The sequence below is a fragment of the Blastopirellula retiformator genome (assembly GCF_007859755.1).
Classification (GTDB): domain Bacteria; phylum Planctomycetota; class Planctomycetia; order Pirellulales; family Pirellulaceae; genus Blastopirellula; species Blastopirellula retiformator.
In genome coordinates, this window is the sequence record NZ_SJPF01000004.1 from 979,367 (window position 1) to 1,003,731 (window position 24,365).

The window sequence follows — 24,365 nt, forward strand, 5'->3', positions numbered from 1 at the left end:
GCCCATCGGCGTGAGACCGGTTTATCGAGGCTTCGGATATAATTCGTGGGATTGGCGAACCTATCGGCGACCGCGATGTCCTGGGGGAACCGATTCGCACCAATCCCTCACTAGAAGCTTCGATGGACGCTACGCCCCAACTGCTTTCGGAAAACGCCTCTTGGTGGCGCAGACGCTGTGGACTTCGGGAGGTCTTGATCGTCGCATTGCCGCTGGTGATCTCGACCGCTTCCTGGTCCTTATCGAACTTCGTCGATCGGATGTTCCTCTTCTGGCACTCCCAAGAAGCGATGGCGGCGTCGCTGCCTGCAGGCATGCTGCACTTCTCGCTCCTTTGCTTTCCGATCGGCGTGGCGTCGTATGTTAATACCTTCGTATCGCAATACAATGGCGCGGGCGAAAAGGAGCGGATTGGGCCGATTGTCGTGCAAGGAATCTTGTGGGGCTGCGTCATCGCTCCCTTCTTCTTTTTAGCCGCAATCCCGGCCAACTACGCCTTTCAGATCAGTACCGTCGATCCCGAAGTGGCCCGGCTCGAGCAGGTTTATTTCTGGGTGTTGGCGTATGGCGGCGGAGCGTCGATTGTCGCCAATGCGATGTCGGCGTTTTATTCGGGCCGGCAGCACAACGGCATTGTCATGGCGGTTGACAGCAGTTCGTGCCTGGTAAACATGGTGCTCGACTACTTTTTCATCTTCGGGTACGTCTCGTTTGTGCCGGATGGGATTGCTGGCGCCGCGTGGGCGACCGTGCTGAGCCAGTGGTACAAGGTCGCCTTATACGGCGGTTTGATCTTGATGCCGCGCAATTGGCACGAGTATGGCTTTGGCCTGGCCCGGCTCTGGGACAGGGAGGTGATGAAGCGGCTGATGCGCTTCGGTTCGGCCAGCGGCGTGCAGCTCTCGCTAGAAGTCTCGGCCCTCACCTTTTTTCTGTTGATGATGGGACGCTTGGGGTCGGAAGCGATGACCGCGACCAACCTGGCGTTTTCGATCAATGGTTTTGCGTTCGTGCCGCTGGTCGGGTTGGGGATCGCGGTCTCGACTTTGGTGGGACGCGAGATCGGCGCCGGGCAGCCGAACGTCGCCAGCGACGCTACCTGGTCGGGGTTCGTCATCGCGCTCGTCTACAGCGGCGTGATGTGCGTCATCTACTGGACGCTACCCGAGCTGTTTCTGGCGTTTCATCAGTCGAGCGATGCGGAAGGTGTCCTGGCGACGACGACCATTTTATTGCGATTTGTGGCGTTTTTCTGTTTGCTCGATGCGACCAACGTTGTCTTCGTCAGCGCACTGAAGGGCGCCGGCGACGTAAAGTTCGTGATGATTGCAACTTGCGTAATTTCGGTGCTCCCCGTGGGAGTGGGCGCGGCGGTGCTGCTGTCGGGAGGCGGGATTTACGCCTGCTGGGTGGTTCTGACACTGTGGGTGTTTGCGATGGGCGCGACCCATTTCGTCCGGTTCTTATACGGCCGCTGGCGAAGCATGAAGGTGATCGAGCCGGAGTTGATATCAGCGTAAGTTGTAACTTTGTATTGGTTTGCGCGTATTCTTGGGGTGCGTTTCAACGCGCCAGACGGAAATCGGCCTCGACCCAGACGCGACAGGATCCACCCTCCCCAGCCAGAATTTTCGGTTAATGCCAGGCCAGTTGCTACGGTTCTCAGAGAGTACGAGTTTCGGTTCGCTCTGCGCTCGAAATGGTGAAATAGGCGCAATTAGACGCGTGTTCTTGGCGAAATGTCCTCTTCTGGTCATAATGAGTAGCTATCGCATTGTCCTAGATTCTGGGCGACCGCTCACGATGCACCTCTAGTGTGGCGCCGCAGGCAAATCGCGACATTCCTCCATCTAGCCCATCCCGCCTACTACGCCTCCCAGGGGAGTCAGAGCAATAACTACGTCAAAGACCCAAATTGGCATGCTGACGATTGTCATTATCGTCGCGCTTCGCTTGGTTATCGGTTGGCACTTCTTCATGGAAGGGTCGAAGAAGATCAAGTCAGGCGATTTTTCGTCGGCCGGATTTCTCCGCAATGCGAAGGGCCCCTTCGCCGACTACTTCCGCAACCTGAGTGACGACCCGCATGGGCACAAGCGGCTCGACCGCGATTCGGTGCTCGCGTGGTGGCACTACTACGGTCAACAGGCGAGCAAGCAGTTCGGCCTGGATGCGGCGGGCGAAAAAAAGGTGAAAAATCTGTACAAGATTTACAGCCAGCGGCTCACTTCCTATATGAGCGATATCGCCGAAGACAAGGCGGAGTACTTCCTGGAAGTCGACCGTTTGACGAAGGCCCGTTCGCGAGCCGATAGCGATGACCTGCAATACGAGCTGGATCGCTTGGATGAGAAAGACAAAGAACTGTTTGGGAAGCTGCAGAAGTGGACCAAGGACGTTAAGAAGTTGCAGGACGAATACGTCGAAGACCTAAATCGGCTCGGCCGCGCCGCTGGCGCAACGTCGACCTTTTCGGCGCCCGATCCGAACCAATCAACGATTGACGTCGTAGTGACTTATGTCGTGTTCGGTAGCGGCGTTCTGCTCATCCTCGGCTTGTTCACCCGGATTGCGGCTTTGGCCGCGGCCGGCTTCCTGCTGCAAGTGATGGCCGCTCAATTCCCCGGCTCCTACGGGGCCGAACCGGTCTATTATCAATCGGTGGAATTCACCTCCCTCCTACTGCTGGCGGCCATCGGCGCAGGTCGATTCGCCGGTCTCGATTTTATCCTCGGCGCGATGTTCCGCCGGTGTTGCGCTCCGTCCACATCTCCAAATAAAGGGGAGTAAATATGAATTTGAAGCCTGACGCCAAAAAGGCGGGGAAAGAAAATTTCGCGGAAGCGGTCGGCGTGAATCGCCGTGACTTCCTGAAGGGCGTGATCGCCGCTGGCGCCGTTTCGGGCGGTGGTTTGGGCGCCATGTACTTCGGCTACAGCAAGGTCGAGAACCCGGTCCGCATCGGCGTGATCGGTACCGGCGACGAAGGAAGCGTGCTGATCGGCGCGCTGAATCCGGACTATGTCCAGGTCGTCGCGATCTCCGACATTCGCCCCTACAACGTCCATCGCGCCTTCCATGGCGACCACTCCAGCGACGCGGCCTACTCGGCTCGCCGCGGTTTGATGAACGTCTACGGTTGGAAGACCGAAGAAGAAGCGCGTCAGCACGTGAAGGTCTACGAAGACTATCACGATCTGCTGGCTGACGACTCGATCGAAGGGGTCATCTGCGCCACGCCGCTGTTCATGCACCATCCGGTCGTGATGGACTCGCTGAACGCCGGCAAGCACGTGCTGACCGAAAAGCTGATGGCCCACAACATCGCGCAGTGCAAAGAGATGGGCCGCACCGCCAATGACGCCGGCCTACACCTGGCGACCGGTCACCAACGTCACTACAGCGTGCTGTACGACAACGCCGTCAACCTGCTGCAATGGGGCTTGCTTGGCGAAGTGCATCACATTCGCGCTCAGTGGCACCGCGGCAACCTGCCGGGTCGCGACAGCTGGTGCCAACCGCTGCCAGGCGGCGAATACAACATCAAAGAGGGGAAAGTCGTCGACACGATCCTCAACCGGATGAACAGTTTCAAGAACGCCGCCGAGAAAGGCAAAGGGGGCGACCCGGCCGAGTTGGCCAAGAACTGGGCGATGTACGAACAGTACAAAGCCTGGAACGAAGACCGCAACGTTAACGCTCAGAACTACGGCTATAACGACTTCGAGCTGGCGGACGGTCGCAAGGTCTCGGCGATGGAAGAGCTGTGCCGTTGGCGGTTGTGGGATCGCACCGGCGGCGGTTTGATGGCCGAACTCGGCAGCCACCAGTTGGACGCCGCGTCGATCTTCATCAGCGCCCTGCGGAAGCAGAAGGATGGCAAGAAGGTTCACCCGCTGACGGTTCACGCCACCGGCGGTCGCCACACCTTCCCGTACGACCGTGACGCGGACGATCACGTTTACTGCATGTTCGAGTTCCCCGGACCGGGCTACGACGCCGACGAAGTCGGCTACTACGACCCGTACCGCAACTACCCGGCCCCCAAGGAAGGCGTGCCGTCGTACCAGCAGGACCCCAACAAGAAGGTCGTCGTCACCTACTCTTCGATCAACGGCAACGGCTTCGGCGGTTACGGCGAAGTGGTGATGGGATCGAAGGGGACCTTGGTTCTGGAAACCGAAAAAGAGGTGATGCTGTACAAGAACGGCGCCGGCCCGACCTCCAACGTCAAAGTCGCCAAAGACAAAGATGGCGGCCCGACGATGGACACCCAGGCCAGCGGCGCTCCGACGCAGGCGGCCAACATCGCCAGCGCAGCCACTTCGGGCCCGGTCAGCCGCGGTTACACCGAAGAAATCGAGCACTGGGCTTACTGTATCCGCAATCCTGCTCCGGAAAACAAGCCGAAGTGCCATCCGGAAGTGGCGATGGGCGATGCGGTGATCGCGCTGACCGCTCGCTTGGCGATCCAACGTTCGATCGCCGGCAAGGGTGGTTTCGTCCAGTTCAAGCCAGAATGGTTCGATCTGAACAGCGACGCCACGCCGGAAGCTGATCTCGCCTAGTTGGCGGATCATTGCTGAAAATGTTGACTCATTGACCGCAGCTTAACCGCTGCGGTCATTTTTTTGCGCTCTGCCCCAGTTGTACGTTGCGTAAGTGCTATCAGAGGCTTAAATTGCGGTAACCATTCACCTTGGGCGACTGGCCAAAGATTGGTCGTCGTCTCCTACCTCTCGAATTCTCTTTATGGAGTTGCAACGTGGCAAAATGGCCCTTGGGCGTCTTCGCCAGCATTGATGCCGGACTGGGCGTACAGTTGTCGGTCGTCGAAGAACTGGGAGTGCCGACGATCCAGTTGCATGCTCCGGCTAAGGAATCGCGGACGGCGGAGAACGCCGCCAAGTTTCTGGCCAAGCTCGAATCGATCGACGTCACGCTGACCTGCGTCTTTGGCGGTTTTGAAGGGGAAAGCTACGCCGATATTCCGACCACGAAAGAGACGGTTGGTCTCGTCCCCCCGGCCACCCGCGCCGAGCGTCTGGAAGAGATGAAAGAGATCGCCGACTTCGCTCGCGTGCTCGACTGCGATGTGGTTGGTTTGCACGTCGGTTTCATCCCGCACGATCCGGCCGATCCGATGTTCGCCGAAGTGGTCGCGGTTACCCAAGAGCTGTGCGATCACTGCGCCGGCAACGAACAGGCCCTGCACCTGGAAACGGGCCAGGAATCGGCTGACGGCTTGCTCGGCTTTATCGCCGCCGTCGATCGCCCGAATCTGAAGGTCAACTTTGACCCAGCCAACATGGTCCTGTACGGGACCGGCAAACCGATCGAAGCGCTCAAAAAGGTTGGTAAGCATGTCGGTAGCGTCCACTGCAAAGACGCCAAATGGTCGGACGAGCCAGGCGTCACCTGGGGAACCGAAATGCCGCTGGGCGAAGGGGACGTCGGCATGGAAGAGTTCCTGCGGACGGTCAAAGAGATCGGCTACACCGGTCCGCTGACGATCGAACGCGAAATCCCGCAAGAGCCGGAGCGTCAAAAGGCCGAGATCGGCGCCGCGCTCGAGCTGCTTACGGCTCTGCGGACGAAGATTGGCTAGACGCCGACTTCTTCTTTTTCTTTGGCGGCGGCGAACTGGATGCTGGGCGAGGTCTCAGCATCCAGAGGACGATCAGCACCGGGATCGCCACCAGGGCCGCCTTCTTCCAAACCGACGAAGCGACCGCCGTCGTGATCGCGATCAGCACGATCGCCAGCGAGAGCCAGACCGGCAGCTTCGTAATCTGCGGATAGGCGAGCCACAGTAGCGCAAAGACGCCGCCAACCTTGATCAGCGCCCCCTGAAAATGCTCCAGCGAACTGGTCGGATCGTCGACCAGAAACAGCGCAGCGCCAATTACGCAACAAATGATGGCGACTAGGCCGATTTTGGTTCGAGCATTCACAGGGACAGGCGGGGCGGTTGGGGGAGTTGATCTAAGATTCATGGTGCCATGTTCTTATCGCGTCTTCGCGAGAAGAGCATGTCTTCATAGCCGATCTAACAGGACAAAGACATGCTCTTCCGCCGAAGACGTCGTAAGAGCATGGCGCCAGGTGGTGGGTGTTGAAGTGACGCTCGACGTCAGATCCGATCGAGCGAGTCGAGCCAGCGGGTGATGGCGGTGCGATCTTCGGCGGTTAGCTTGTCAGCGCCGCTGCCGACGCCGCGGTGGGTGACAGGGAACTTCATCTTGGCGAGCGCCTCGTCCAGCTTCTTCAGCTGACCCGCTTGCGGCGACTTGTCGTCGTACAGGGTGAAGATCGCCAACCGATGCAGCGGATCATTGTTCGGCGGCTGAACGCCGCGCGGCACTGGGGCGGTCATCGTCACGACGCCAGCGATCGCTTCGCGGTTTTCAAAGGCGGTCATGTAGGCCATAGCGCCGCCGCTGGAAATGCCGACCAGCGTCGTCCGCAGCGGAGCGATGCTGTACTTGCCGGCCAGTTGTTCGATGCATTTGCGGATGACGCCGGTCTCCGAAGGAGTCCAACGTTCTTTCGACGCTGGCGAGACCGACAGCAAAATCGTGCCGGTCTTCTGGCAGGCTTCTTTCCAGGCGTCGATCGTCGCTTGCTTGTCGACTTCGCCCGGCTCTTGCACCAGCACGACCAGGTTGTATCGGCGGTCGCCGGAATAGTCGTCCGGAATCCAGGCGAACGCCGCATTCGGCTCTTCGGCCAGGCGAACTTCGATTTCGCCGGTCTTGGGGGGCTGGGCTGGTTGCTCCGGCTCTTTCGTCCAGGCCAGCGGCAACTCGCCTGGGATGGCGGTCGGCAGCGTGCCGAGCATGATCTCGGCCTCTTTTTCTTCTTCGCCGCGGCGATAGACCAACTGAATCGCGGCGTCGGGATCTTGCGTGGCGATTTGCGTACGCAGTTCGGCGGCCGAAGCGGCTGGTTTGTCATTCACCTTTACGATCACGTCGCCAGCGGCCAGGCCCGCTTTGGCGGCGGGACTGCCCTCAAACACATCGCGAACGACGACTCCCTCGGCATCGCGGATCGGCAAGATGCCGAGAAACGGATGGGCGTACGGCACCAGCAGGTCGGTGAGGGTCGCTTTTAGCTCGACGGTCTCTTCGCCGCGCTTCAGCGTCAATGCGACCACATCGCCGGCGTACATCGGCTCGAGCAGGTGTTTCAGTTGGGCTTGGTTGACGACCGGCTTGCCCCCGACTGCGGTGATCAGGTCGCCAGCTTCGATGCCGGCCTCTTGGGCGGGCGAGTTGTAGCGAACGGCGCCGATTGCCGGCATGTCGGCCATCACGTCGTTCCCTTTCAGGCTGATGCCAAGCAAGCCCTGACGCAGGTCATCGCCTGCTTGCAGCTTTTCGAGTCGCGGCAGCATCTCGGTCACCGGAACGGCGAAGCCAATGCCCGAGTCGTACCAGTCGGCGCCGGCTTGGGGACCGGTCGCTTGCGGCGACAGCGAGGTGATCACGCCGATGACCCGGCCTTGAATGTCGACCAGGGCGCCGCCGTAGTTGTTGGGAGAGATCTTGGCGTCGGACTGAATCGCTTTGCCCCAGACGCGGTTTAAGGCGCTGACGACGCCGATCGAAGCGTTCGGATGCTCGGGCGAGAACGACTTGCCGACCGCGATCGCCCACTGCCCGACACGCAGCTCTTCACGCGGCACAAACGTCGGAACCGGCAGCGGCTCGTCGGCGGTCACCTTCAGCAGCACCAAGTTGCGGCTATGGTCTTGGGCGACAATCTTAGCCGCGGTTCGTTTGCCGCTGGGGAGCGACGCCAGGATCGAGGTTGGCTTGTGGACGAAGTTGTAGCTGCTCGACAGCAGGTAGCCATCTTCGGTGACGACCAGCGCGCTGCAGGGACCGCCGCCGGCGAGTTGATCGCCGACTTTCTCGAGCCCGCCGACCGTTTCGATCTGCAGAACCGAAGGCGCGGCTGCAGCGACGGCGTCGCGCAGCGCTTGTTGTTCGAGCGAATTGAGATCGTCCGCCGCTTGACCGACCGTCGTCAGCGATCCGCAAAGACCAAGGGTCAGCAGCAGCCAGGCGAACGAGGATTTCTTATTCATTGAGCACGACTTCAATCAGTTCATCGCCGCGAAGCAGCGTCAGGCGGACCGGATCGTCCCGGTCGATAAAGGTTAGCTCTTCCCGCAGGACGCGCTGCGACGAAATCAGCCGTCGCTCGACGAACATGACCAGGTCGTTCGGCTGGAGACCGGCGGTCGCGGCCGGAGAATCAGGCGCCACGCGTTCGACAAACGGGGGCGTCTTCGGCAGCACATCGGGAAGCAGGATCAGGCCGAGCTGAGCCAGCGTGACCGGCTCGGTCGGGCGGTTTTCGTTTTCGTCGCGCGAGCGAGGGCGGAAGCGACCGCTGAGGATGTCTTCGACCGAGGTTCGCATTTCGGCGACCGGAATCGAGTAGTTGAGCCAAACGTTGTTGGACGAATTGCGAATCTCTTTGCCGAGCACGCCGGCGATGCGGCCTTGTTGATCGGTCAGGGCTCCGCCGGCGGCGCCAGGATTGTTGGTCATCGCGTCGACGACGTAGACCTTCCCTTTGTAGCGAACTTCCGAGGCGCTGCGACGACCTTGCAGCGGCGTGATGGCCGTGATGTAGCCATGCAGCACGCTGGCCGGTTCGTCGCCAGTGGCGATGCCATACAAGTTGCTAAAGGTCAGCACCCGCTCGCCGGCGGTCAGTTCGACCGACTCGTCCAGGTTGAAGTAAGGCAAGTCGTCGGCGTCGACCTTCAGCACGGCGACTTCCAGTTCGGGATCGGCGCCGACCAACTCGGCGGAAAAGCGGCGGCCGTCGTTGGCGACGATCGTGATCACGCTCGAGTCGAGGACGTAGCTCCAAACGGTCAGGATATGCCCTTCCGGAGAAATCACAAAGCCGCTCTGGTACGACTCGAGACCGCGCAGGCCGCCGGCGCCAAAAATCTTGACGATGCGGGGCTGCACGCCGCGAATGGTTTGCGACAGGGATGACTCGGCCCGCGCTGGCTGCGCGGCAAGGCCCATCGTGAGCCAAGGGAGCGCTACGGCGAGCGCGATGACTAGCGCCTTACGGTTCATGCGGCGTCCTTCGGTTCGGTCGACGACAAGGTCCATTTCAGACCATGCAGAATGTTGTAGATCTGATCGCCGCGACGGATGATGATCTTTGTCGGCAGGCGAACTCCCTCGAAGTCGTCGTACTCCTGGAACCGCAACTCACACGGATCGGAGTCAGCTTCCGGGAACATCTCCATGGCGATCAGGTCGCCTGACTTCGGTTCAAAGTAAAAGCGGGTCTCGATCGCGTCGTAGAGGCCGACCAGCACGTCGAAGCGTTGGTCGATCGTGTCGAGCGGCGCCGTCCCCAGGTACGAGACTTCGCCGAACTTTTCGGGACCGAGAATCTGGAAGCGTTGCCAAGCATGCAGGGCGAGCAATAGCCCGCCGCTGCCGAGCGGTTCCAGCTTTTGCGATAGATCGCCATCGATCTCGATCGCCGAGTCGCGTCCGGCAACCGTGGCGGTCGCCTTTTTGGGCGCCAGGTCAATCTGCACGACGTCGCCGTCGGCCAGTTGACCGGCAACTTTCCAGTCGTTCAGCTCGCCGGCGTCTCCGCGGTTCCAGGCTTCCCAGGTGCGGGTGCGCTGCTGCAGGTTGAAATAGTAGTTGGCATAGCCGGAGCGCGCTTCAAACAGCTTCTGCAGCTCTTCGGAGACTTGCTTTTTCTCTTCGCCGGGATGGTCTTCCGGCTTCGAGCCATCGGGGCTCGGCGGGGCGACCGACTTTTGAATCTTGGCGAGCAACTCTTCTCGCGAGTGAACCCCCGCCAGGCGAACGACGATATCGTGTCGCTCTCCACCCCGGAAGAAACTGACCGGCACGCGCCAGCCGCGAGGATAAATGCCCAGGGCATTCTTAAAGCCGTTGACGGTGGTGACCGGTTTCGAGCCAAACGAGACCAGCTCGTCCCCGTAACGCAGTCCGCGGCGATAGGCGTCGGAGGTGTCGAGGATGTTGGTGACGATCACCTCACCTTCCGAATCGGTCGTGACGGTGGCGCCAAGCGTCGCATGATCGACTACGCGGCCGCTCTTGAGGTAGCCGAGGAAGTTCATCACCTGATTCATCGAAATCGCGTAGCCGACGCCGACGTTGACGCGACCTCGCTTTTCGATCGAGATCCGGCCATTGATGCCGATCACCTGACCATCTTTGTTGAAGAGCGGGCCGCCGGAGTTGCCGGGGTTGATCGAAGCGTCGGTCTGGATGCAGTCGGTGTATTCGATCAACGTGCCGCTGGGATACTGATAGCGGCCGACTCCGGAGACCATGCCCCAGGTGACGGTCGGCTGCATGTCGGTCGCCAGCAGAAAGGGATTGCCGATGGCGAAGCACCAATCGCCGACTTGCACCTTGTCGCTGTCGCCGATGTCGGCGGCCGGAAAGTCGTCGCGACCTTGCAGCTTGATCAAAGCGACGTCGCCCACCGGATCGATGCCGACGATGACCGCATCGTACAGCTTGCCGTCGGAAAGGCTGCATTTCATGAACGAGCCGGCCGGATCGGCGACGTGATAGTTGGTGATTGCGTAGCCATCTTTCGAGATCAAGACGCCGCTACCGCCGCCGGCCGCGCCGGCGAAGACGCAAACCGACGACCGGGTCGCCTTCTCGATCGCGGCGATCCGAGCGTTCTCGGCCTCCAAAACCTCCTGCGGGGGCGCAGCCATAACGGGAGATGACGTCACCCAGGACATCGCGGCGATACAAACCAAGAAACAAGCGAGCGTACGCATTATTTAATCAACCGTGGTTGGCACAAATAGACGCGGTCTCCCAGATCGCCATTGCCGGCGAAGTCGACGACCACCTTCAGGCGGCGAGCGCCCCGGACGTCGCCGTGAATATCGAGCGTCGGCTCGTTCTGGTCGAGCACTTTATCGATCAACGTCGTCTTGTCGGCGGTGATCGTTAGTTTCAAAGGACCGCTCGCCCCGTCGGGCAGACCGGCGAACGCGTGGAACTGACGGACGTCGTCCGGCAGCAGGTAAGTCAGTTCGGTCCGGGCATGCAACGCGATGCCGCTGGCGAACGACTTCGACTCGCCGCCGATCGATAGCTCTAGCGGCTCTGCCGCCGAACCGGTGCGGACATCGGGAGCGTAAATCAGCGACAGCTGATCACGCGGCAGGCTGGAAGGAATGAACGTCGCCCAAGCGTCCTGGTCGGGCGTCAAATCGGCCAGCGAGACGATGTTGCCGGCTGCAAAGTCGATCGCTTCGACCGAGTCGAGCGGCAGTTCAAACTTGCCGCCGGCGCTTGAGTCAATTTTGAGCAGGTCTTCCTCCAGCATCATCTTACCGGCGAAGATTACGCCGCCGTCCCGCAGTTCGATCTTGCAGAGGGGCGCGCCCAGTTTGCGGTTATTGCGTTGATAAAAGAGAAGCCCGGCCAGTTTGTCGAGCGGAATCTTCGCTTCCAATTCGTCGAGCTGAATCGCCGCTTTGCCGTCGGCGATCGATTGGATGATCGCTTCCTGGTACGAAAGGTCGTCTTGGCGGCGAATGACCACCGCGTCGCCCAAGATCTTTTCGCCCAACAGTTCGTCCCAGCGGGTATCGAACGAACGCTGATCGGCGTTGAACCGCAATAGCCGGAGCGCCGCGGCGGGGACCTCGAACATCGAGAATCCAGTCGAATCGACGACGAACATGCGGTTTTCGAGCTTGAACTTTTTGACGTCCAGTTGGGTGCCGTCGGCCAATAACAATTGGGCGCCACCTTCGGCCGGCGGTGTTTCTTCCCCTTCGATATCGACCCGCATCAACGCGTCGTAGGGAAGTTTCTCGTCACCGACGCTGGTGCGGAGGCCGATCTGGTCGGCCGATAGCTCGCGCAGTTCGCCTGACAGCGTGCGACCGTCGAGCGTTTCGACGTCGACGGTCACTGCGGCGGAAAGCGTGGAGGCGGCGATTAAGAGCAACGCGGTGCAGTTCACTTCGAATCCTCTTCGCGGGCGAGCTTGCGGAAGTATTCTTCAATCACCCGACGATAGTGAGACGGGAACTCGTTGGAAATCTGTTGCAGCGCTTCCTGCCGTTCTTTCGGCGGCAGGTTGCCCCAGTTGTCGCCGGGGTTCATCTTCTTGGGGTCGATGTTGCCGGGGCCGCCGCCGCCGGCCGGCATGCTGTCGTTCAGCGGACTGCTGGGCTGGGTGCTGTTGCCCCCTTGTTGTCCTCCTTGCGACTGCTGTTGTTGCTGCTGCATCTGTTTTTCGAGGTCTTCGATCATCTTGTCGAGCTTGGCGACGACGTCGTCTTCCTGGGTGCGGACCCGTTTGCCGGCGCGACCCAGATCGAGCCGACGTTCGATGTCTCGCATCAAGCGAGCGACTTCGTCGAGCGAATCGGTTTCGAGCGGTTGGATGTCGGCCAGCATCAGTTTGGCGACCGCCAGATAACGCGGGGCGATCTCTTCCTGGTTCGACAGGAGCGTCCCGAGCGTGGCGACGCACTCCTTTTTCTGCAGCAGGTAATGTTCGCAAACGGCTCGGTGAAACAGCAGCGCCGCGGGGTCGGCCGCCGTGTCGATGGGCAAGTCTTTCAGTTGTTGGTGGGCTTCGTCCAGCAGACGCTGTTCGGCGAGCCACCGGCCATACTGGAAGCGTAGGTTATCGCCAATCCACTGGGGAAACGGCTTCGACGAATCGGCCAGCCAGGGGAACTGCGGCGTCTCTGCGACACTGGTCGTCGCCAGGGTCGTCACGGCCAGCTCTCGAGCGTCGGCGTCGACCACCGCGACCGTTTCCAAGATTCGCAGGCCCAACTCGGCAGACGCCTCGTTTGGGGCTTCTTCAGGCCACAGCTGCGAGATCGCGCTCTTCTGGGCCTCGGGCGGATCGGCCTCGGTCATCCAGTCGATCAGCTTCTGCCGCATGACCGGATATTGCGGGTTGTTCCACTCGGCCTGTTTCTTCAGCGCGTCGGCCGCAGGGGCCGATCCGGCCGCCAGCAGGCAGATCGCGATTGCGAGCATTACTCGGGGCTTCATTGGTTTTTCCCCAGAACGTTGTCTTGCGTGATTTTGTAGACCCGTTGTTGCCGCTGGGCGAGTTCGCGCAGCGCGTCGAGGACTTCCTCGCTGGTCGCCTGACCGACTTCGTCATCGATGTTGCGAAGCAGCTTGGCGTAACGTTCGGTCCGTTTGTTGATGCGGACCTGCATCGATTTGATCAGCTTCAGCTCTTGAATCTGGTTGACCAGGGCTTCGTCTTGCGGCGAGCCTTGTTGCTGCTGTTGCTGTTGTTGTTGCTGCTGACGTTCTTCCTGTTCTTTCTGGGCCTGCTTCAAGGCTTCCAGCATTTCTTCCAGGCTGTCGATCACGTCTTGTTCCAGCGTCAACGTCAGCGGATCAACCTTCGACTGGCTCAGCCGACCGGCGATGTTTTCCATATCGTCGCGCATCTGCTGCAGAGCTTCGGGGAAGGCGATCGACGAGCCTTCTTCCTGCAGCAAGGTCAGCGCCTTGTCCGCTTCGAGCACGATCTGCTTTTCGGCGAAGGCGAGCTTGCCGGCCTGAATGTCTTCGGCGGCGCCGCGTTGTTCTTCGGGAACTTGCGACAGTCGCTCTGAATCGTCGTACACCTTCAGCTGCATTTCTAGCATCTTGGTGAAGCGGGCTTCCAGGCGAGCCAGCACGCGTTCGATTTCTTCTTCCCGCAGCTGACGCAGCACTTCTTCGAGCTCGGCGATCGCCTTGGCTAATTCGCGTTCGGCCTCTTTCTGCTCTTCGATCGCCTCAGGCGTCTTTTTCTCGTCGAGCTTCTTCTTCGCCTCTTGCATGCGACGCTGCGCTTCTTCGACTCGCTTGCGAGCCGGGAAGTCAGGCTGTTGCTGCTGTTGTTGGTCTTGTTGTTGTCCTTCTTGCGGCTCGCCTTGTTGGGGTTGGCCCTGCTGCGGCTGACCCTGTTGGGGCTGGCCTTGCTGAGGTTTGCCTTCTTGCGGCTGACCGGGCATCGGTTCGCCCGACTGTGGCTCACCCGGTTTTTGCTCACCAGGTTTCGGTTCGCCGGACTCTTTCGGCTCCCCATCTTCACCCGGCTTGTTTTCGCCTGATTGATTCTCGCCCGGTTTCGAATCGGAACCTTCGGAAGGTTCCATCTCGCCTTCGCTCGGTTTCGAGTCCCCTTCTTCGCCTGGCTTTTGCTCGCCAGGCTGCTGCTCTCCTTCGCCTTCGGAAGGTTCGCCCTCGGGCGACTGGCCGTCACCCGATTCCGGCTCTTCGTTTTCTTTCATCCGCTGGGCGAGCTTGGCGGCGTCTTGCGACAGCTGATCTTGCCCGTCGGCAAGACGCTCCGTGTTATCGCCCCCTTCGGTCCGACCCTGCAGGCTGCGCTGGCGGTTGAGAAGCTTCTTGGTGTCTTTGATGTATTGGCGGATCCGCTCTTGTTCCGACTTCAGTTCGTCGTCGCGGTTTTCGCTTTGCAGCAGCTGCAGCAGGTTGTTGAGGTCTTTGGCGACGTCCTTCTGGCCGTCGACCGCCCGTTTCAGTTTGCCGTCCCCCAGAATGGCAACCAGCGATTCGAGCTGCGACTTGATCAGCTTGTCTTTGCTAGAGTGGGCCGCTTCGCGAAGGAGCTTGGCTCGCTCCGGGTTTTCGATCTCATCAATCTCGGCCATTTTGATCATCAGATCTTCGAGGCGCGAGTATCCCTGGGCCAGACGGGCCTGACGTTCGGCCAAGGCCGATTCGGGCTTGGCCGCGGCGGCGTCACCAGCGTCCTGAGCCGACACACAAGCGGCGAGAGATAGAAAGACGGTGACCGCAGACGCCGTAAGCGAAAAAATGCGTACCTTGATCATCGTACGGTCCCTCCTGGGCGGCATAGCCCGCCGTTACTCCAGTTTAAGCGGATTGTCAGAATCCGACGACTCTAAATTAAAGAGATCTCTGAATAGCTTTTTCTGCTCCGTTTCGGTGTCTTTTTGGAGCTCATCTTGCAATTGAATGATTTCGCGGATCTGATCGACCAGTTCGTTGAAAGTCTCCAGATCCAGCATTTTGTCTAGAACCTGCTGCATCGCCAGAATGATTTCGTCGGTCTTGGCGATCGCCGCGGTCGCTTCTTCCACCGATCGGGTTGGGTCGTTAAGCGCCGCTTCGAGTCGCTCGATTACCTCGCGTAGCTCGGGCTCTTGGACGTCGGCGATGTTGTTGATCGGGGCGATCACGTCATTTTCGAGACGTTCCTTCCGTTTCTCGGTATCGACGCGATTGTTGATTATTTCTTGACGAATTTCTTCAAAACCGAACGCGACCCCCCGCAGTTCTTCCTCCGCCTTGCGGCTGGCTTGCGGGGTTCGCTGCACGCGGAGCAGCTGCAATTCGACCGCTTGCTGCAGCTTGGCGACCGGGTCCGACTCGTCATCGGCCTCCAGGTCGCTGGAAGAAAACGAGCTGGGGCCCGTGGCGATTCGCTTCGCGTCTAACTGCACCCGGACGAACTCTTCCCGCAGCTGTTGGGTCTCTTGCAGGATCTGCTCAAACCGGCGACGCAGGCCCAGTTCGCGGGCTTCCAGCAGCGACAACAGCCTGCTGGGAGTCACCACGTCGAGCGGATACCGCGTGCTGGCGCCAATGTTCGGGCCGCCGGTCAGGTCGTGCAGGTCGGTCGCTTTGAGCAGCAGCGAGACTTGCGACCCGGCTTCCAGCTTCGGGGCGCCTTCGGTCTCTTTCAGGTCCAGCACATAGCTGACCTCGCCTTTGGCGGTCGGCTTAACGGCGAAGGGCGTAATGTCGCCGTCGCCCGGCTGCACATCGAGCCAGGAGTCTTTCGTTTCGTAGTCGTCGCTGACGGTACCTTCCAGCGGAATGCGGGCGTCGGGTGTGATCGCGGCGCCGATGCCGGCCAACTGCAGACTGACGCTTGGCGGCTGATCGACCTTGGCGGCGATCTGCACGCGATAAGGCGCTTCGCTGTAGATGCCGTCGCTGTCGATCAGCGTCAGCTCCAGCGCGAGGTCATCGGTCAGGGGCGGAAAATCGAGCTCAAACTCGGTCGACGGTTCGGCCAAGGTCAGCTGGCGGTTGGTTTGTTGGCGGAGGTTGGCGATTTCGACCCGGGTGATCGGCTTGTTGGTCTTGGCCAGCAGTTTGTACTGCGACCCAACCGGCAACTCGGACGAAGCGGTCAGTTCTTCGACGCGCGGCAACAGATTGGTATAGGCCGGCGGAGCGGCGTCGAATTGCATCGAAAGAATCGCGGGACTGTCGACCGCTTCGATCCGCAAGTCGCGCAGGCGATGGTCGTAGCCGATCACGTCGAACGAGATTGACGAGATGATGCTCTTAAGCGGTTTTCGCTGAAAGACGTATCGCTGGTAGTCGTTACGCGCCGTGCCGATCCGTTGCATCGCGACGCTGCCGCGAGCGCCGTCGGCGGTTTCGTAAACGACTGTGCAGTAGGTTGGCACGACCTCGGCATCCGCTTTGGCGCGAACCAGCAGCTTCGGCGAAGAGCCGCGGGCGACGGTGGCGACGCCCTCTTTGAACGGGATCACCTCGACCACTTCGGTGCTGGTGACGCCATCTTCGGCGCCAGCGGGACGCGTCACTTCGACGCCAACCACTTCGATGCGAGCCAACCGCGGCCAGGCTTCGTCCGACAGCAAGTACAACCGGCGTCCCCAGATCTGGAACGAGTCGAACGACATGATCGCGAACGCGCCAATGCTGATCAGCAGCAAAACCGCCAGCACCGCGTTCCGCGTCAGCGGCCACGGATTGAAGATTTCGTTCAGCTTTACCTGGCGGCTGCTTTCGACCGCCTGACTGAGCGAGCGGCGAATCATCCCTTCGCGGAACGCCGCTTCGGTCAGTTCTTCTTCGACCGGGCTTTCGATCGTCGTCAGCAGGCTTTCGCGGAATTCGGGATAACGACGCTCGATCAAAATCGCCATGCTGGTGTCGGAGAGCCGAGCCAACAGGCGAATCAAAATCCAGCGATAGAAGATGTACGTGCTGACGCCGTAAATCGCCGCTAGGCAGACGATCCGGGCGCCGCGAGGCATTTCCGAGGCGCCAAAGGTGACCGGCAGGTAATCGACCGCCAGGCCGACCCAGTAGGTCGCCGCCAGCCAGACGATCAGCAGCGCCAGACCTTCCAGAAACACGTAGAGCCGAATGCGCCGCCGCAGTGAGCCAAGCAGCTCGCGCAGATCGGCGGGGATTTCGGATTTCGGTTTGGGCGTCGTCATCTTCGAGCGCTTGTAAAGGTTTACGCGAGTTTCAACAGCCGCCGCGTCAGCCATTCCAGGGCCAACACGCCGCAGATCAAGCCTAGCAGCCAGGTGCGCAGTAACCGGTCAAAATTGCGGTCGACCAGGTCAGGCAGCGCCGTGTACATGTCTTGCGGGGGGAGCGTCGCCGGCAAATAGACCGCCGGCAGCGGCGATTTGCCAAGCGCGGCGTCCATCCCTACGTAGTAGACGCCGCCGGTCCCTTCCGCGATTTGTCGCATCGCAACATCGTCACGTTCCGGGCGTTCAATCTCTTTGTCGGGCAGGCGAACGCGGATGTCCCGCGTCAGCAGCGAGTCGTCGCCGCCGCCCGCCAATTGCAGTTCGATATGGAAGTCCCCTTCGATCAGCGGGGTGAACTGGCCATGATATTGCCCTTTTCCTCCCTGCTCGGCCTGAGTCAGCGTCAGCTCGTCGCGACGACCGTCAGGCCGGCTCACCATCGCTTTGACGATCGGATCGGTCAGCGGCTCATGCTTGGCGTCGGTCAGGTGAGCCCGGACTTCAACCGTTTCGCCAATCAGCAGGCGATCTTTGTTGGTCAGCAAAACGCCGCGGCTCGAATCGCGCAGCAACCGCCCCTGCGAGACGTAGCGGATCAGCTTGGTATAGAACTGCTCAAAGTAGCCTTCGTGCAGCGCCCGGATACGCCACATCTCAGAGCTGGCCATGAAGAAGACGCGGCCGGCGCCGTAGAACTGCGACGCCATGTAAATCGGCGGATCATCGCCGAGGGAAGCGTCGGGATCGTTGTAGCGAGCCAGGATCGAGGCGCCTTCTTTCTTGTCGCGAACCGCATAGTAGCCGTAGACGCCAGGAAACTCTTCCCACCGCGAGGCGCTGGTCGAACCGTCGTTGCCGAGCCACAGGAACGATCGCGACTGACCTTCCGGCGTAAAGACCAGCGGCCAGGCTTTCTCCGAACCGAAGCGATCCAAGCCGGCCGAAGTGCCGCGGCTGTGGAACGAGACCGGGTAGAGTTGCTTGACGACGTCGACCACCGGATCGCCGCGACGTTGGCTGGCCCACTCGGCGGTGAAGACTGGACCGGTGGTGACGATCAAACCGCCTGCCTTTTCGGCGACCCACCGCTCGAGCAGTTCGGCTTGCGGCAAGGTCAGCTGCGACCAATCGGGATCGAACGCCACGATGCAGTCGTAGTTTTCAAACAGGTCGGCGGCGTCGTTGGGAAATTCAAACAGCAACTCATCCGACTCTTGCGAGATGCCCGGCTTGCCGCTCTGCAGGTATACGTGCAGTTCGACATCTTTGTCGCGGTACAGCTGGTTCCGCAAAAAGCGGAAGTCGCGGGACGGACCGCCGGCCATCAGCAGGATGCGGTTCTTCCGCTGAATGACTTGCACCTTGACGTCTTTCTGGTCGTCGCTGGTGTCTTGGTCCGAACCGGCCGGCGAGAGGATCCGCAGCTGATAGGTTCGTTCCCCCAGCGACTCCGGCGTGACGTCAAACGTCGTGGCGACCACCGCGCCATCGGCGCCCAGTTGCACGCGTCGGGCTTCGCCTTCGAGCGCCTCTTCGCGGAACGTGCCGTCCGAGTCGGTCGTACCGGAGGCGAGCTGGACGTTGATGAAATCGGTTTTGGAGGCGAAGGCCTGAATGTAGCCGGTGATCTGGAAGGCGTCGTTGGGGAAGACACGCGACGGGGCCTCCAGGTCGACCACCCGCAGGTTGATCGGCCGCTCGGACGGACCAAGCCCAATCGGGAAGACGGGCGTTTCGGAATCGGCGGCGATCTGGATCGCTTCGCGAATTTCGAGACCGCCGTTGCTCACCCCGTCCGACAGCAGCAAGATGCCGGCAATCGGGCGACCGCGCTCTTGCTGCACGATCTGGGCGATGGCGTCGCCGATGCGAGTTTCGATCCCGCGGGGACGCAGTTTCTCGAGCCAATCGATGTCGGCGTAGGTGGGCGCCGCTTGTTGTTCGTCTTCGCTGGTTTCTGGTTCGGCCGCTTGTTTGGCGTCGATTGATAGATCTCCCATCGCCAATTGACGTAGGCTCAGTTCCGGGGCTCGCAGATTAGCGGTCGCGGCGAGCGAAGCGCCGACGACCAACGCAAACGCGCCGACCATCGCCCACGCGGCGGCGGTCTCGCGCCAACTGGGCGCCATGTTGCGGGTCGCTAACGCGATCAGGTAGGCGAGCAAACTGATCGCCACCACGCCAAAGCTGATGAGTAGCAGCATCCGAGCCGAGCGGAAGCGGGCCTGCGTTTCGGCCGAGTCTTCGGTGTCGGAGATCGTTTCGGTCTGCGGACGGCGGAAGACGGCCAGTTCGGTCGGTTGAGCGGTTTGATCGAACTGGTAGACCAGTACGTCATGCTGTTGGCGAAGTTGTTCGAGCAGTTCTCCTTCGGCGAACTTGCTGACGATTTGTTCGTATCGCGGCGACGAACCGCTTTCGATGCTGTTGGCCAACGCCATGCTTTGGCTGGTGTCGACCAGCACGACGACGCGTGAGTTCTCGTGCAGTTCGCTTTCGGTCTTCTTTTCGAGATTGAAAAAGAACAGCAGCAGGCCTACCAAAGCGGCCAGGCGAAGCCCGGTCAATGTCCAGCGAATCGGCCGCGACAGTTCGGCCGTGTCGCGGCGATAGAGCCAACCGACGAAGCTGATAAACAACACGACGATCGCGACCAGCAGCGCCCAGTGACTCCATTGCGTCATCTCGGCCAATCGCGAGAACTCGTAAGTCGTGCGGGTGGCGGCGTCGTTTTGGGCGAGCAACAACATTAGCGGGCGCCTCCCATGGCGGGAGGATGGTAACTCGTCAAATAGGCCAGCAGCTGTTCCACGACCAGCAATCCTAACAGGGCGTACAGCAGATAATCTTGCCAGGCGAAACCTTCGCTGGCGCTCCAGCTGTAGTCGACCGACTCGACGGTGTGATAGGTAAACGCGACCGGCGCGAGCGCCGCTTGCAGCTCGTTGCGATCAGTCGTCGTCAGGTCCCCTTCCAGCGGATCGACGTTCAGGGCGAACCGCCGCAAGTTGGGATGCCCGTCGCTTTGCGTCAGCCAGGCGTCATAGACGCCCGAGAGTCCGGTCAGCGAATCGCCGGTGACGGGATTGACGCCGACATAATCAAGTTCATACGCCGCGCCGCCATTGGCCTTGCCGAGCATGACCAGGTCTCGTTTGACGGTCGGCATCCGGTCCGCGCCGGGGGCGAAAACTTGCGCGTCGGGGCGGAAGCTGGCGGCGTCGACTTCCAGCCGCAATGGGCCACCAACCAGGCGTTCCGACGATTTGCGGGCGCCGGCGGCGAGATAGGCCTGCAGTTCGAGCGCCGTGACGATAAAACCAGGCGTGATTGACCAGTTGTTCCAGTCAGGCGTCAAGCTGGTCAGGAAGGTGACGACGCTGCCGTCCCCCACGGTTTGCTCGACGATCAGCGGACGTCCGTCGCGCAGTTTGCCGAGGATGGCGCCCTGCTCTTCTGGCTTCCACGTCGCGTCAAGATCGTAGTACCGATAGAATTTCAGGTCGTTGCGAAAGCGGTTCTTTTCGCCGCGGAAGACCGAAAAGATCGCGTGATCTGACGGGACGAAGTCGACCGTTTCCTCGCCGTCGAGCGGCGGGGCCAGTTCCTTCGTGCCGATCACCTTGGCCGGCAACAGACCTTCTTCGTGCAGTGCGTTCAGCGCGTCGGTCGTCGAACCAGGTCCGGCGAAGACCGCCACGCCATGACCGGCGGAGGCATACTCTTTGAGCTTCTTGACCGCGTCGCCGTCAAAGCGGGGGACGTCCATCAGGTAGATCGCGTCGAAGCCCTTCAGCGTTTCGAGCGACGCGTCACGCAGGTACTGCGGACCGACGACCATCGGCTGGATGCCGGTGTTGACCGCTTCGCCCGGTTGGAAGACGGCGTTCATGAAGTAAGCGTTGCGCTGCTGGACGTCGCCATCGACCAGCAAGACCGGAATGGCGGGCGGAGCGTTCAAGATCTGGAAGCGGCGATTGTCGGCGGCGACGGCGTCTTCCGGCAGTTCGGCGACGGCGACATGTTGACCGGCGGTCGGGAAGTAAACTTGCGCCCGGCGGGTCACTTCTTCGCCCGGCGGGATCTCTTCAAAGTAGACGGTCGGCTCGCCATGCGGGGCGCCAAACGCTTCGCCGGCGCTAGTGAACTTGCGATCGACTTCGTCGTCGTGGTAGGTCGACAGTTTGACCTGCACGCCGGTCGCGGGCGATTCGCTGTAGTTGCGAACCGTCACTTCCAGGAAGGTCGGCACCCCGGCGGCCAAAGTCGCCGACTCGGGCGCCAAGCGGGAAATGCCGAGGTTAATTGGGTTACGGCGCGAGCAGTTGACGACGTGGATTTCGGCCGCGCGATTGGAAAGCTCTTGCAGCCGCTGCTTTACATCTTGCGAATTGGACCAGTCGCGGCGGCGGAAATCGCCGACCAGGTAAACGAGGGAGTTTTCGCTTTCGACGTTGTCGGTGATAAAGCGATTGACGGCGGCGATCGCTTCGCCGGGGCCGATCGCCAGTTCGCTGGAGTCGACGCTGCGGAGCGCCTCTTCGAGCGAATCGCGGAAGGTCGAGTCGACGTCGTCGCCGCTGATATCGACGCGGGCGACTCCGCCATCGCCGGCGGCGGCTCTGGAGGTTCGCAGCAAGGTCAGCCGCTGCGGGGTCCGCTTTTCGGCGGCGGCTGCGGCGATTTGTTTGATTACTTCGCGGCCGCGATCCATTACCTCGACGCCGCCGGTGCGGTCCGACATCGAGAGGCTGTCGTCCAGGATCACGTAATGGTGCGTTCCCCCGCCGCCAAACAGATTGGACCATTGATCGGACGTGGTCAGACCGGCCAGCAACGCCACCAATAAGGCGACCGCGGCCATCCGAGCCAAGAGCAGCAGCAGTTGCTTGAACCAGACCGAGCGTTGATTCCGCTTTTGGCTTTCCAGCAGAAACTGCATCGCAGCCCATTGGACGCGCCGACGTCGCATCATGTTGATCAGATGGATCAACACGGGGACGAGCAGGAGCAAAAAGCCCCAGGTCAACGCTGGATGGACAAACTGCATAGCGGAAACAAATTGGGGGTTAGTTGCGGTGATGCATGCCCAAGCGGCTGCTTAAAAAGGTCGATAGCACGGCGCCGAGCGAATCGCTGGTGCGGACCAGCTCGTAGTCGACCGTGTTCTTGGCGCAGCCGCGACGCACGTCGTCGAGGAACGCTTGTAGCGATTTCAAATAGCCTTCGCGCAGCGCTCGCGGATTACAGTCCAACTGGTCGTCGGTCTCCATGCCTTCAAAACGGGTCGGGCCGGCGAAGGGAAAATCGAGTTCGTCGTCATCCAGGAGGTGCAATACCAGGACGTCGTGGCCCCGCTGCCGCAGCAGCTTCAGCCCTTTGATCGTTTCTTCGACGTCGCCAAACAAATCGGAGACGACCACCATCATGCCGCGGCGCGGATACGCTTCGGCCGCTTCGCGGCAGATCCGCAAGAAGCTGGTCTTCTCGCGGGGTTGGTTTTCGTCAAAGGCTTTGATGACTGAGAGCAAGTGGTTGCGCTTGCTCATCATCGGAACGCGAGCCCGGATCTTCTCGTCATAGATCGCACAGCCGATGGCGTCTTGCTGCTTGAGCACCAGATACGCCAGGCTGGCCGCCGCCGTGCAGGCGTACTCGTACTTGTTGAGCGGACCGGCGCCATACTGCATGCTTTTGGAAGCGTCGACCAACAGCGTACAACGCAAGTTGGTCTCTTCTTCAAACTGCTTGATGTAGAAGCGGTCCTGCTTGGCCCAGACTTTCCAGTCGATATGACGTAGATCGTCCCCAGTCGCGTATTCGCGATGCTGCAAGAACTCGATCGATTGACCAAAGTAAGGGCTGCGATGCATTCCCGAAAGAAAACCTTCGACGATATGCCGTGCCCGTAACTCCAGCCGAGCGATCGTCTTGATCGCCTCAGGATGCAAAAATCTTTTGGAATCGGGCATCGCTCGTTAGCTCATCTTCCTTGGTGGGGGTCGACTCCAGAATTCGATCGATAATGTCGTCCGGGCTGATTCCGTCGCTTTCGGCGGCGAAGTTCACCGAGATGCGATGACGCAACACCGGTTTGGCCAGGGCCTGAATATCTTCGGTCGAGACGTGGGTGCGACCATGCAGCAACGCGCGAGCCTTGCCGCCGAGAATCAAAAACTGAACGGCGCGGGGACCAGCGCCCCAGCTGACCAGGTCTTGCACAAAGTCAGGCGTGCCGGCGCCGCCGATGCGGGTCTGACGGACCAGCGACAAGGCGAACCGGATCACATGGTCGGTAATCGGAACTTCGCGGACGATTTTTTGCAGTTCGATCAGCTCTTCGCCGGTCAGCACCGGGGCGATTTCGCCTTTGGCGCCGCCGGTGGTGCGGCGGGCGATTTCAAACTCATCGTCAAAGTTCGGGTACTTCACAAAGACCTTGAACATGAAGCGGTCTTGCTGCGCTTCCGGCAGCGGGTAAGTACCTTCCTGTTCGATCGGGTTTTGCGTCGCCAACACGAAGAACGGGTCGGACAGTTCGTGGCGAACGCGGCCGACGGTGACCTGACGCTCCTGCATCGCTTCGAGTAGCGCCGCTTGCGTCTTGGGAGGCGTACGGTTGATTTCGTCGGCGAGAATAATGTTCGAGAAGAGCGGGCCTTCCAGGAAGCGGAATTCGCGATGGCCGGTCGAACGGTTCTCTTCGATGATCTCGGTGCCGGTGATGTCGGCCGGCATCAAGTCAGGCGTAAATTGGATGCGGCTGAAGCTGAGATTCAGCGTCTTGGCCAGCGAGCTGATCATCAACGTCTTGGCCAGCCCCGGCACCCCTTCCAACAGGCAGTGACCTCGGCTGATCAGCGAGATCAGCAATTCTTCGATCACGTCGGTCTGCCCGACGATGATTTGCGAAAGCTGCTCATGAATCTGACGACGAGCGGCGGCAATTCTCTCGACCGCAGCGGCGTCTGCCTGAAGGGGAGAGTCGGACATGAGCGGTTCCTTCAATCGAGCGGCAGAATAGGTTGGCGGG

Annotated in this window: 16 protein-coding genes; 4 read left to right on the forward strand and 12 right to left on the reverse strand. The window is 60.6% G+C overall.

All coding sequences use genetic code 11. The features are described 5' to 3' along the window. Positions 1–122: 122 nt before the first annotated feature. The 4 genes from Enr8_RS19900 (at position 123) to Enr8_RS19915 (ending at position 5,608) form a co-directional block, all read left to right on the forward strand. The gene (locus Enr8_RS19900; RefSeq protein WP_146434849.1) at positions 123–1,520 is read left to right on the forward strand and encodes an MATE family efflux transporter; all 1,398 of its coding nucleotides are present in this window, start codon (positions 123–125) and stop codon (positions 1,518–1,520) included. Between the two features lie 400 nt (positions 1,521–1,920). Continuing rightward, positions 1,921–2,790, forward strand: coding sequence for a DoxX family membrane protein (locus Enr8_RS19905; RefSeq protein ID WP_146434852.1), 870 nt, complete (start codon positions 1,921–1,923; stop codon positions 2,788–2,790). A gap of 2 nt (positions 2,791–2,792) precedes the next feature. Then, a complete protein-coding gene (locus Enr8_RS19910) occupies positions 2,793–4,568 on the forward strand; it encodes a Gfo/Idh/MocA family protein (protein WP_146434854.1) in 1,776 nt (591 codons plus the stop codon). A gap of 197 nt (positions 4,569–4,765) precedes the next feature. Then, positions 4,766–5,608, forward strand: coding sequence for a sugar phosphate isomerase/epimerase family protein (locus Enr8_RS19915; protein ID WP_146434856.1), 843 nt, complete (start codon positions 4,766–4,768; stop codon positions 5,606–5,608). Here the strand turns inward: Enr8_RS19915 and Enr8_RS19920 are convergent. From Enr8_RS19920 to Enr8_RS19975, 12 genes are all read right to left on the reverse strand, one after another. After that, positions 5,580–5,954 (reverse strand): hypothetical protein, encoded by a 375-nt coding sequence (locus tag Enr8_RS19920; RefSeq protein WP_146434858.1) that lies wholly within the window; start codon positions 5,952–5,954, stop codon positions 5,580–5,582. The genes Enr8_RS19915 and Enr8_RS19920 overlap by 29 nt on opposite strands. A 179-nt stretch (positions 5,955–6,133) precedes the next feature. Next, positions 6,134–8,095, reverse strand: coding sequence for a PDZ domain-containing protein (locus Enr8_RS19925; RefSeq protein ID WP_146434860.1), 1,962 nt, complete (start codon positions 8,093–8,095; stop codon positions 6,134–6,136). Further along, a complete protein-coding gene (locus Enr8_RS19930) occupies positions 8,088–9,110 on the reverse strand; it encodes a S1C family serine protease (protein ID WP_246120161.1) in 1,023 nt (340 codons plus the stop codon). Before Enr8_RS19930 ends, Enr8_RS19925 begins: the two co-directional genes overlap by 8 nt. Next, complete coding sequence (locus Enr8_RS19935) at positions 9,107–10,762, reverse strand: S1C family serine protease (protein ID WP_246120162.1); 1,656 nt, start codon at positions 10,760–10,762, stop codon at positions 9,107–9,109. Before Enr8_RS19935 ends, Enr8_RS19930 begins: the two co-directional genes overlap by 4 nt. A 65-nt stretch (positions 10,763–10,827) precedes the next feature. Beyond that, positions 10,828–12,030 carry an NPCBM/NEW2 domain-containing protein gene (locus Enr8_RS19940; protein WP_146434866.1) on the reverse strand — a complete coding sequence of 401 codons (1,203 nt, stop codon included), beginning with the start codon at positions 12,028–12,030 and terminating at the stop codon, positions 10,828–10,830. Then, positions 12,027–13,082: a hypothetical protein gene (locus Enr8_RS19945; RefSeq protein ID WP_146434868.1), complete on the reverse strand. Its 1,056-nt coding sequence runs from the start codon at positions 13,080–13,082 to the stop codon at positions 12,027–12,029. The genes Enr8_RS19940 and Enr8_RS19945 overlap by 4 nt, the downstream gene beginning before the upstream one ends. Next, positions 13,079–14,893, reverse strand: coding sequence for a coiled-coil domain-containing protein (locus Enr8_RS19950; RefSeq protein WP_146434870.1), 1,815 nt, complete (start codon positions 14,891–14,893; stop codon positions 13,079–13,081). Before Enr8_RS19950 ends, Enr8_RS19945 begins: the two co-directional genes overlap by 4 nt. A 33-nt stretch (positions 14,894–14,926) precedes the next feature. Further along, complete coding sequence (locus tag Enr8_RS19955) at positions 14,927–17,287, reverse strand: hypothetical protein (RefSeq protein WP_146434872.1); 2,361 nt, start codon at positions 17,285–17,287, stop codon at positions 14,927–14,929. Between the two features lie 20 nt (positions 17,288–17,307). Continuing rightward, positions 17,308–20,082 (reverse strand): vWA domain-containing protein, encoded by a 2,775-nt coding sequence (locus tag Enr8_RS19960; protein ID WP_146434874.1) that lies wholly within the window; start codon positions 20,080–20,082, stop codon positions 17,308–17,310. Then, complete coding sequence (locus Enr8_RS19965) at positions 20,082–22,382, reverse strand: BatA domain-containing protein (RefSeq protein ID WP_146434876.1); 2,301 nt, start codon at positions 22,380–22,382, stop codon at positions 20,082–20,084. Before Enr8_RS19965 ends, Enr8_RS19960 begins: the two co-directional genes overlap by 1 nt. A gap of 19 nt (positions 22,383–22,401) precedes the next feature. Then, the gene (locus Enr8_RS19970; protein ID WP_146434878.1) at positions 22,402–23,304 is read right to left on the reverse strand and encodes a DUF58 domain-containing protein; all 903 of its coding nucleotides are present in this window, start codon (positions 23,302–23,304) and stop codon (positions 22,402–22,404) included. Then, positions 23,273–24,325 (reverse strand): AAA family ATPase, encoded by a 1,053-nt coding sequence (locus Enr8_RS19975; protein ID WP_146434880.1) that lies wholly within the window; start codon positions 24,323–24,325, stop codon positions 23,273–23,275. Before Enr8_RS19975 ends, Enr8_RS19970 begins: the two co-directional genes overlap by 32 nt. Positions 24,326–24,365 lie beyond the last annotated feature (40 nt).

Coding starts and splice junctions, on each gene's coding strand:
- Enr8_RS19905 (WP_146434852.1), top strand. CDS start 1,921: ATGCTGACGATTGTCATTATCGTCGCGCTTCGCTTGGTTATCGGTTGG.
- Enr8_RS19900 (WP_146434849.1), top strand. CDS start 123: ATGGACGCTACGCCCCAACTGCTTTCGGAAAACGCCTCTTGGTGGCGC.
- Enr8_RS19965 (WP_146434876.1), bottom strand. CDS start 22,382: ATGCAGTTTGTCCATCCAGCGTTGACCTGGGGCTTTTTGCTCCTGCTC.
- Enr8_RS19975 (WP_146434880.1), bottom strand. CDS start 24,325: ATGTCCGACTCTCCCCTTCAGGCAGACGCCGCTGCGGTCGAGAGAATT.
- Enr8_RS19960 (WP_146434874.1), bottom strand. CDS start 20,082: ATGTTGTTGCTCGCCCAAAACGACGCCGCCACCCGCACGACTTACGAG.
- Enr8_RS19925 (WP_146434860.1), bottom strand. CDS start 8,095: ATGAATAAGAAATCCTCGTTCGCCTGGCTGCTGCTGACCCTTGGTCTT.
- Enr8_RS19950 (WP_146434870.1), bottom strand. CDS start 14,893: ATGATCAAGGTACGCATTTTTTCGCTTACGGCGTCTGCGGTCACCGTC.
- Enr8_RS19970 (WP_146434878.1), bottom strand. CDS start 23,304: ATGCCCGATTCCAAAAGATTTTTGCATCCTGAGGCGATCAAGACGATC.
- Enr8_RS19945 (WP_146434868.1), bottom strand. CDS start 13,082: ATGAAGCCCCGAGTAATGCTCGCAATCGCGATCTGCCTGCTGGCGGCC.
- Enr8_RS19955 (WP_146434872.1), bottom strand. CDS start 17,287: ATGACGACGCCCAAACCGAAATCCGAAATCCCCGCCGATCTGCGCGAG.
- Enr8_RS19910 (WP_146434854.1), top strand. CDS start 2,793: ATGAATTTGAAGCCTGACGCCAAAAAGGCGGGGAAAGAAAATTTCGCG.
- Enr8_RS19930 (WP_246120161.1), bottom strand. CDS start 9,110: ATGAACCGTAAGGCGCTAGTCATCGCGCTCGCCGTAGCGCTCCCTTGG.
- Enr8_RS19935 (WP_246120162.1), bottom strand. CDS start 10,762: ATGGCTGCGCCCCCGCAGGAGGTTTTGGAGGCCGAGAACGCTCGGATC.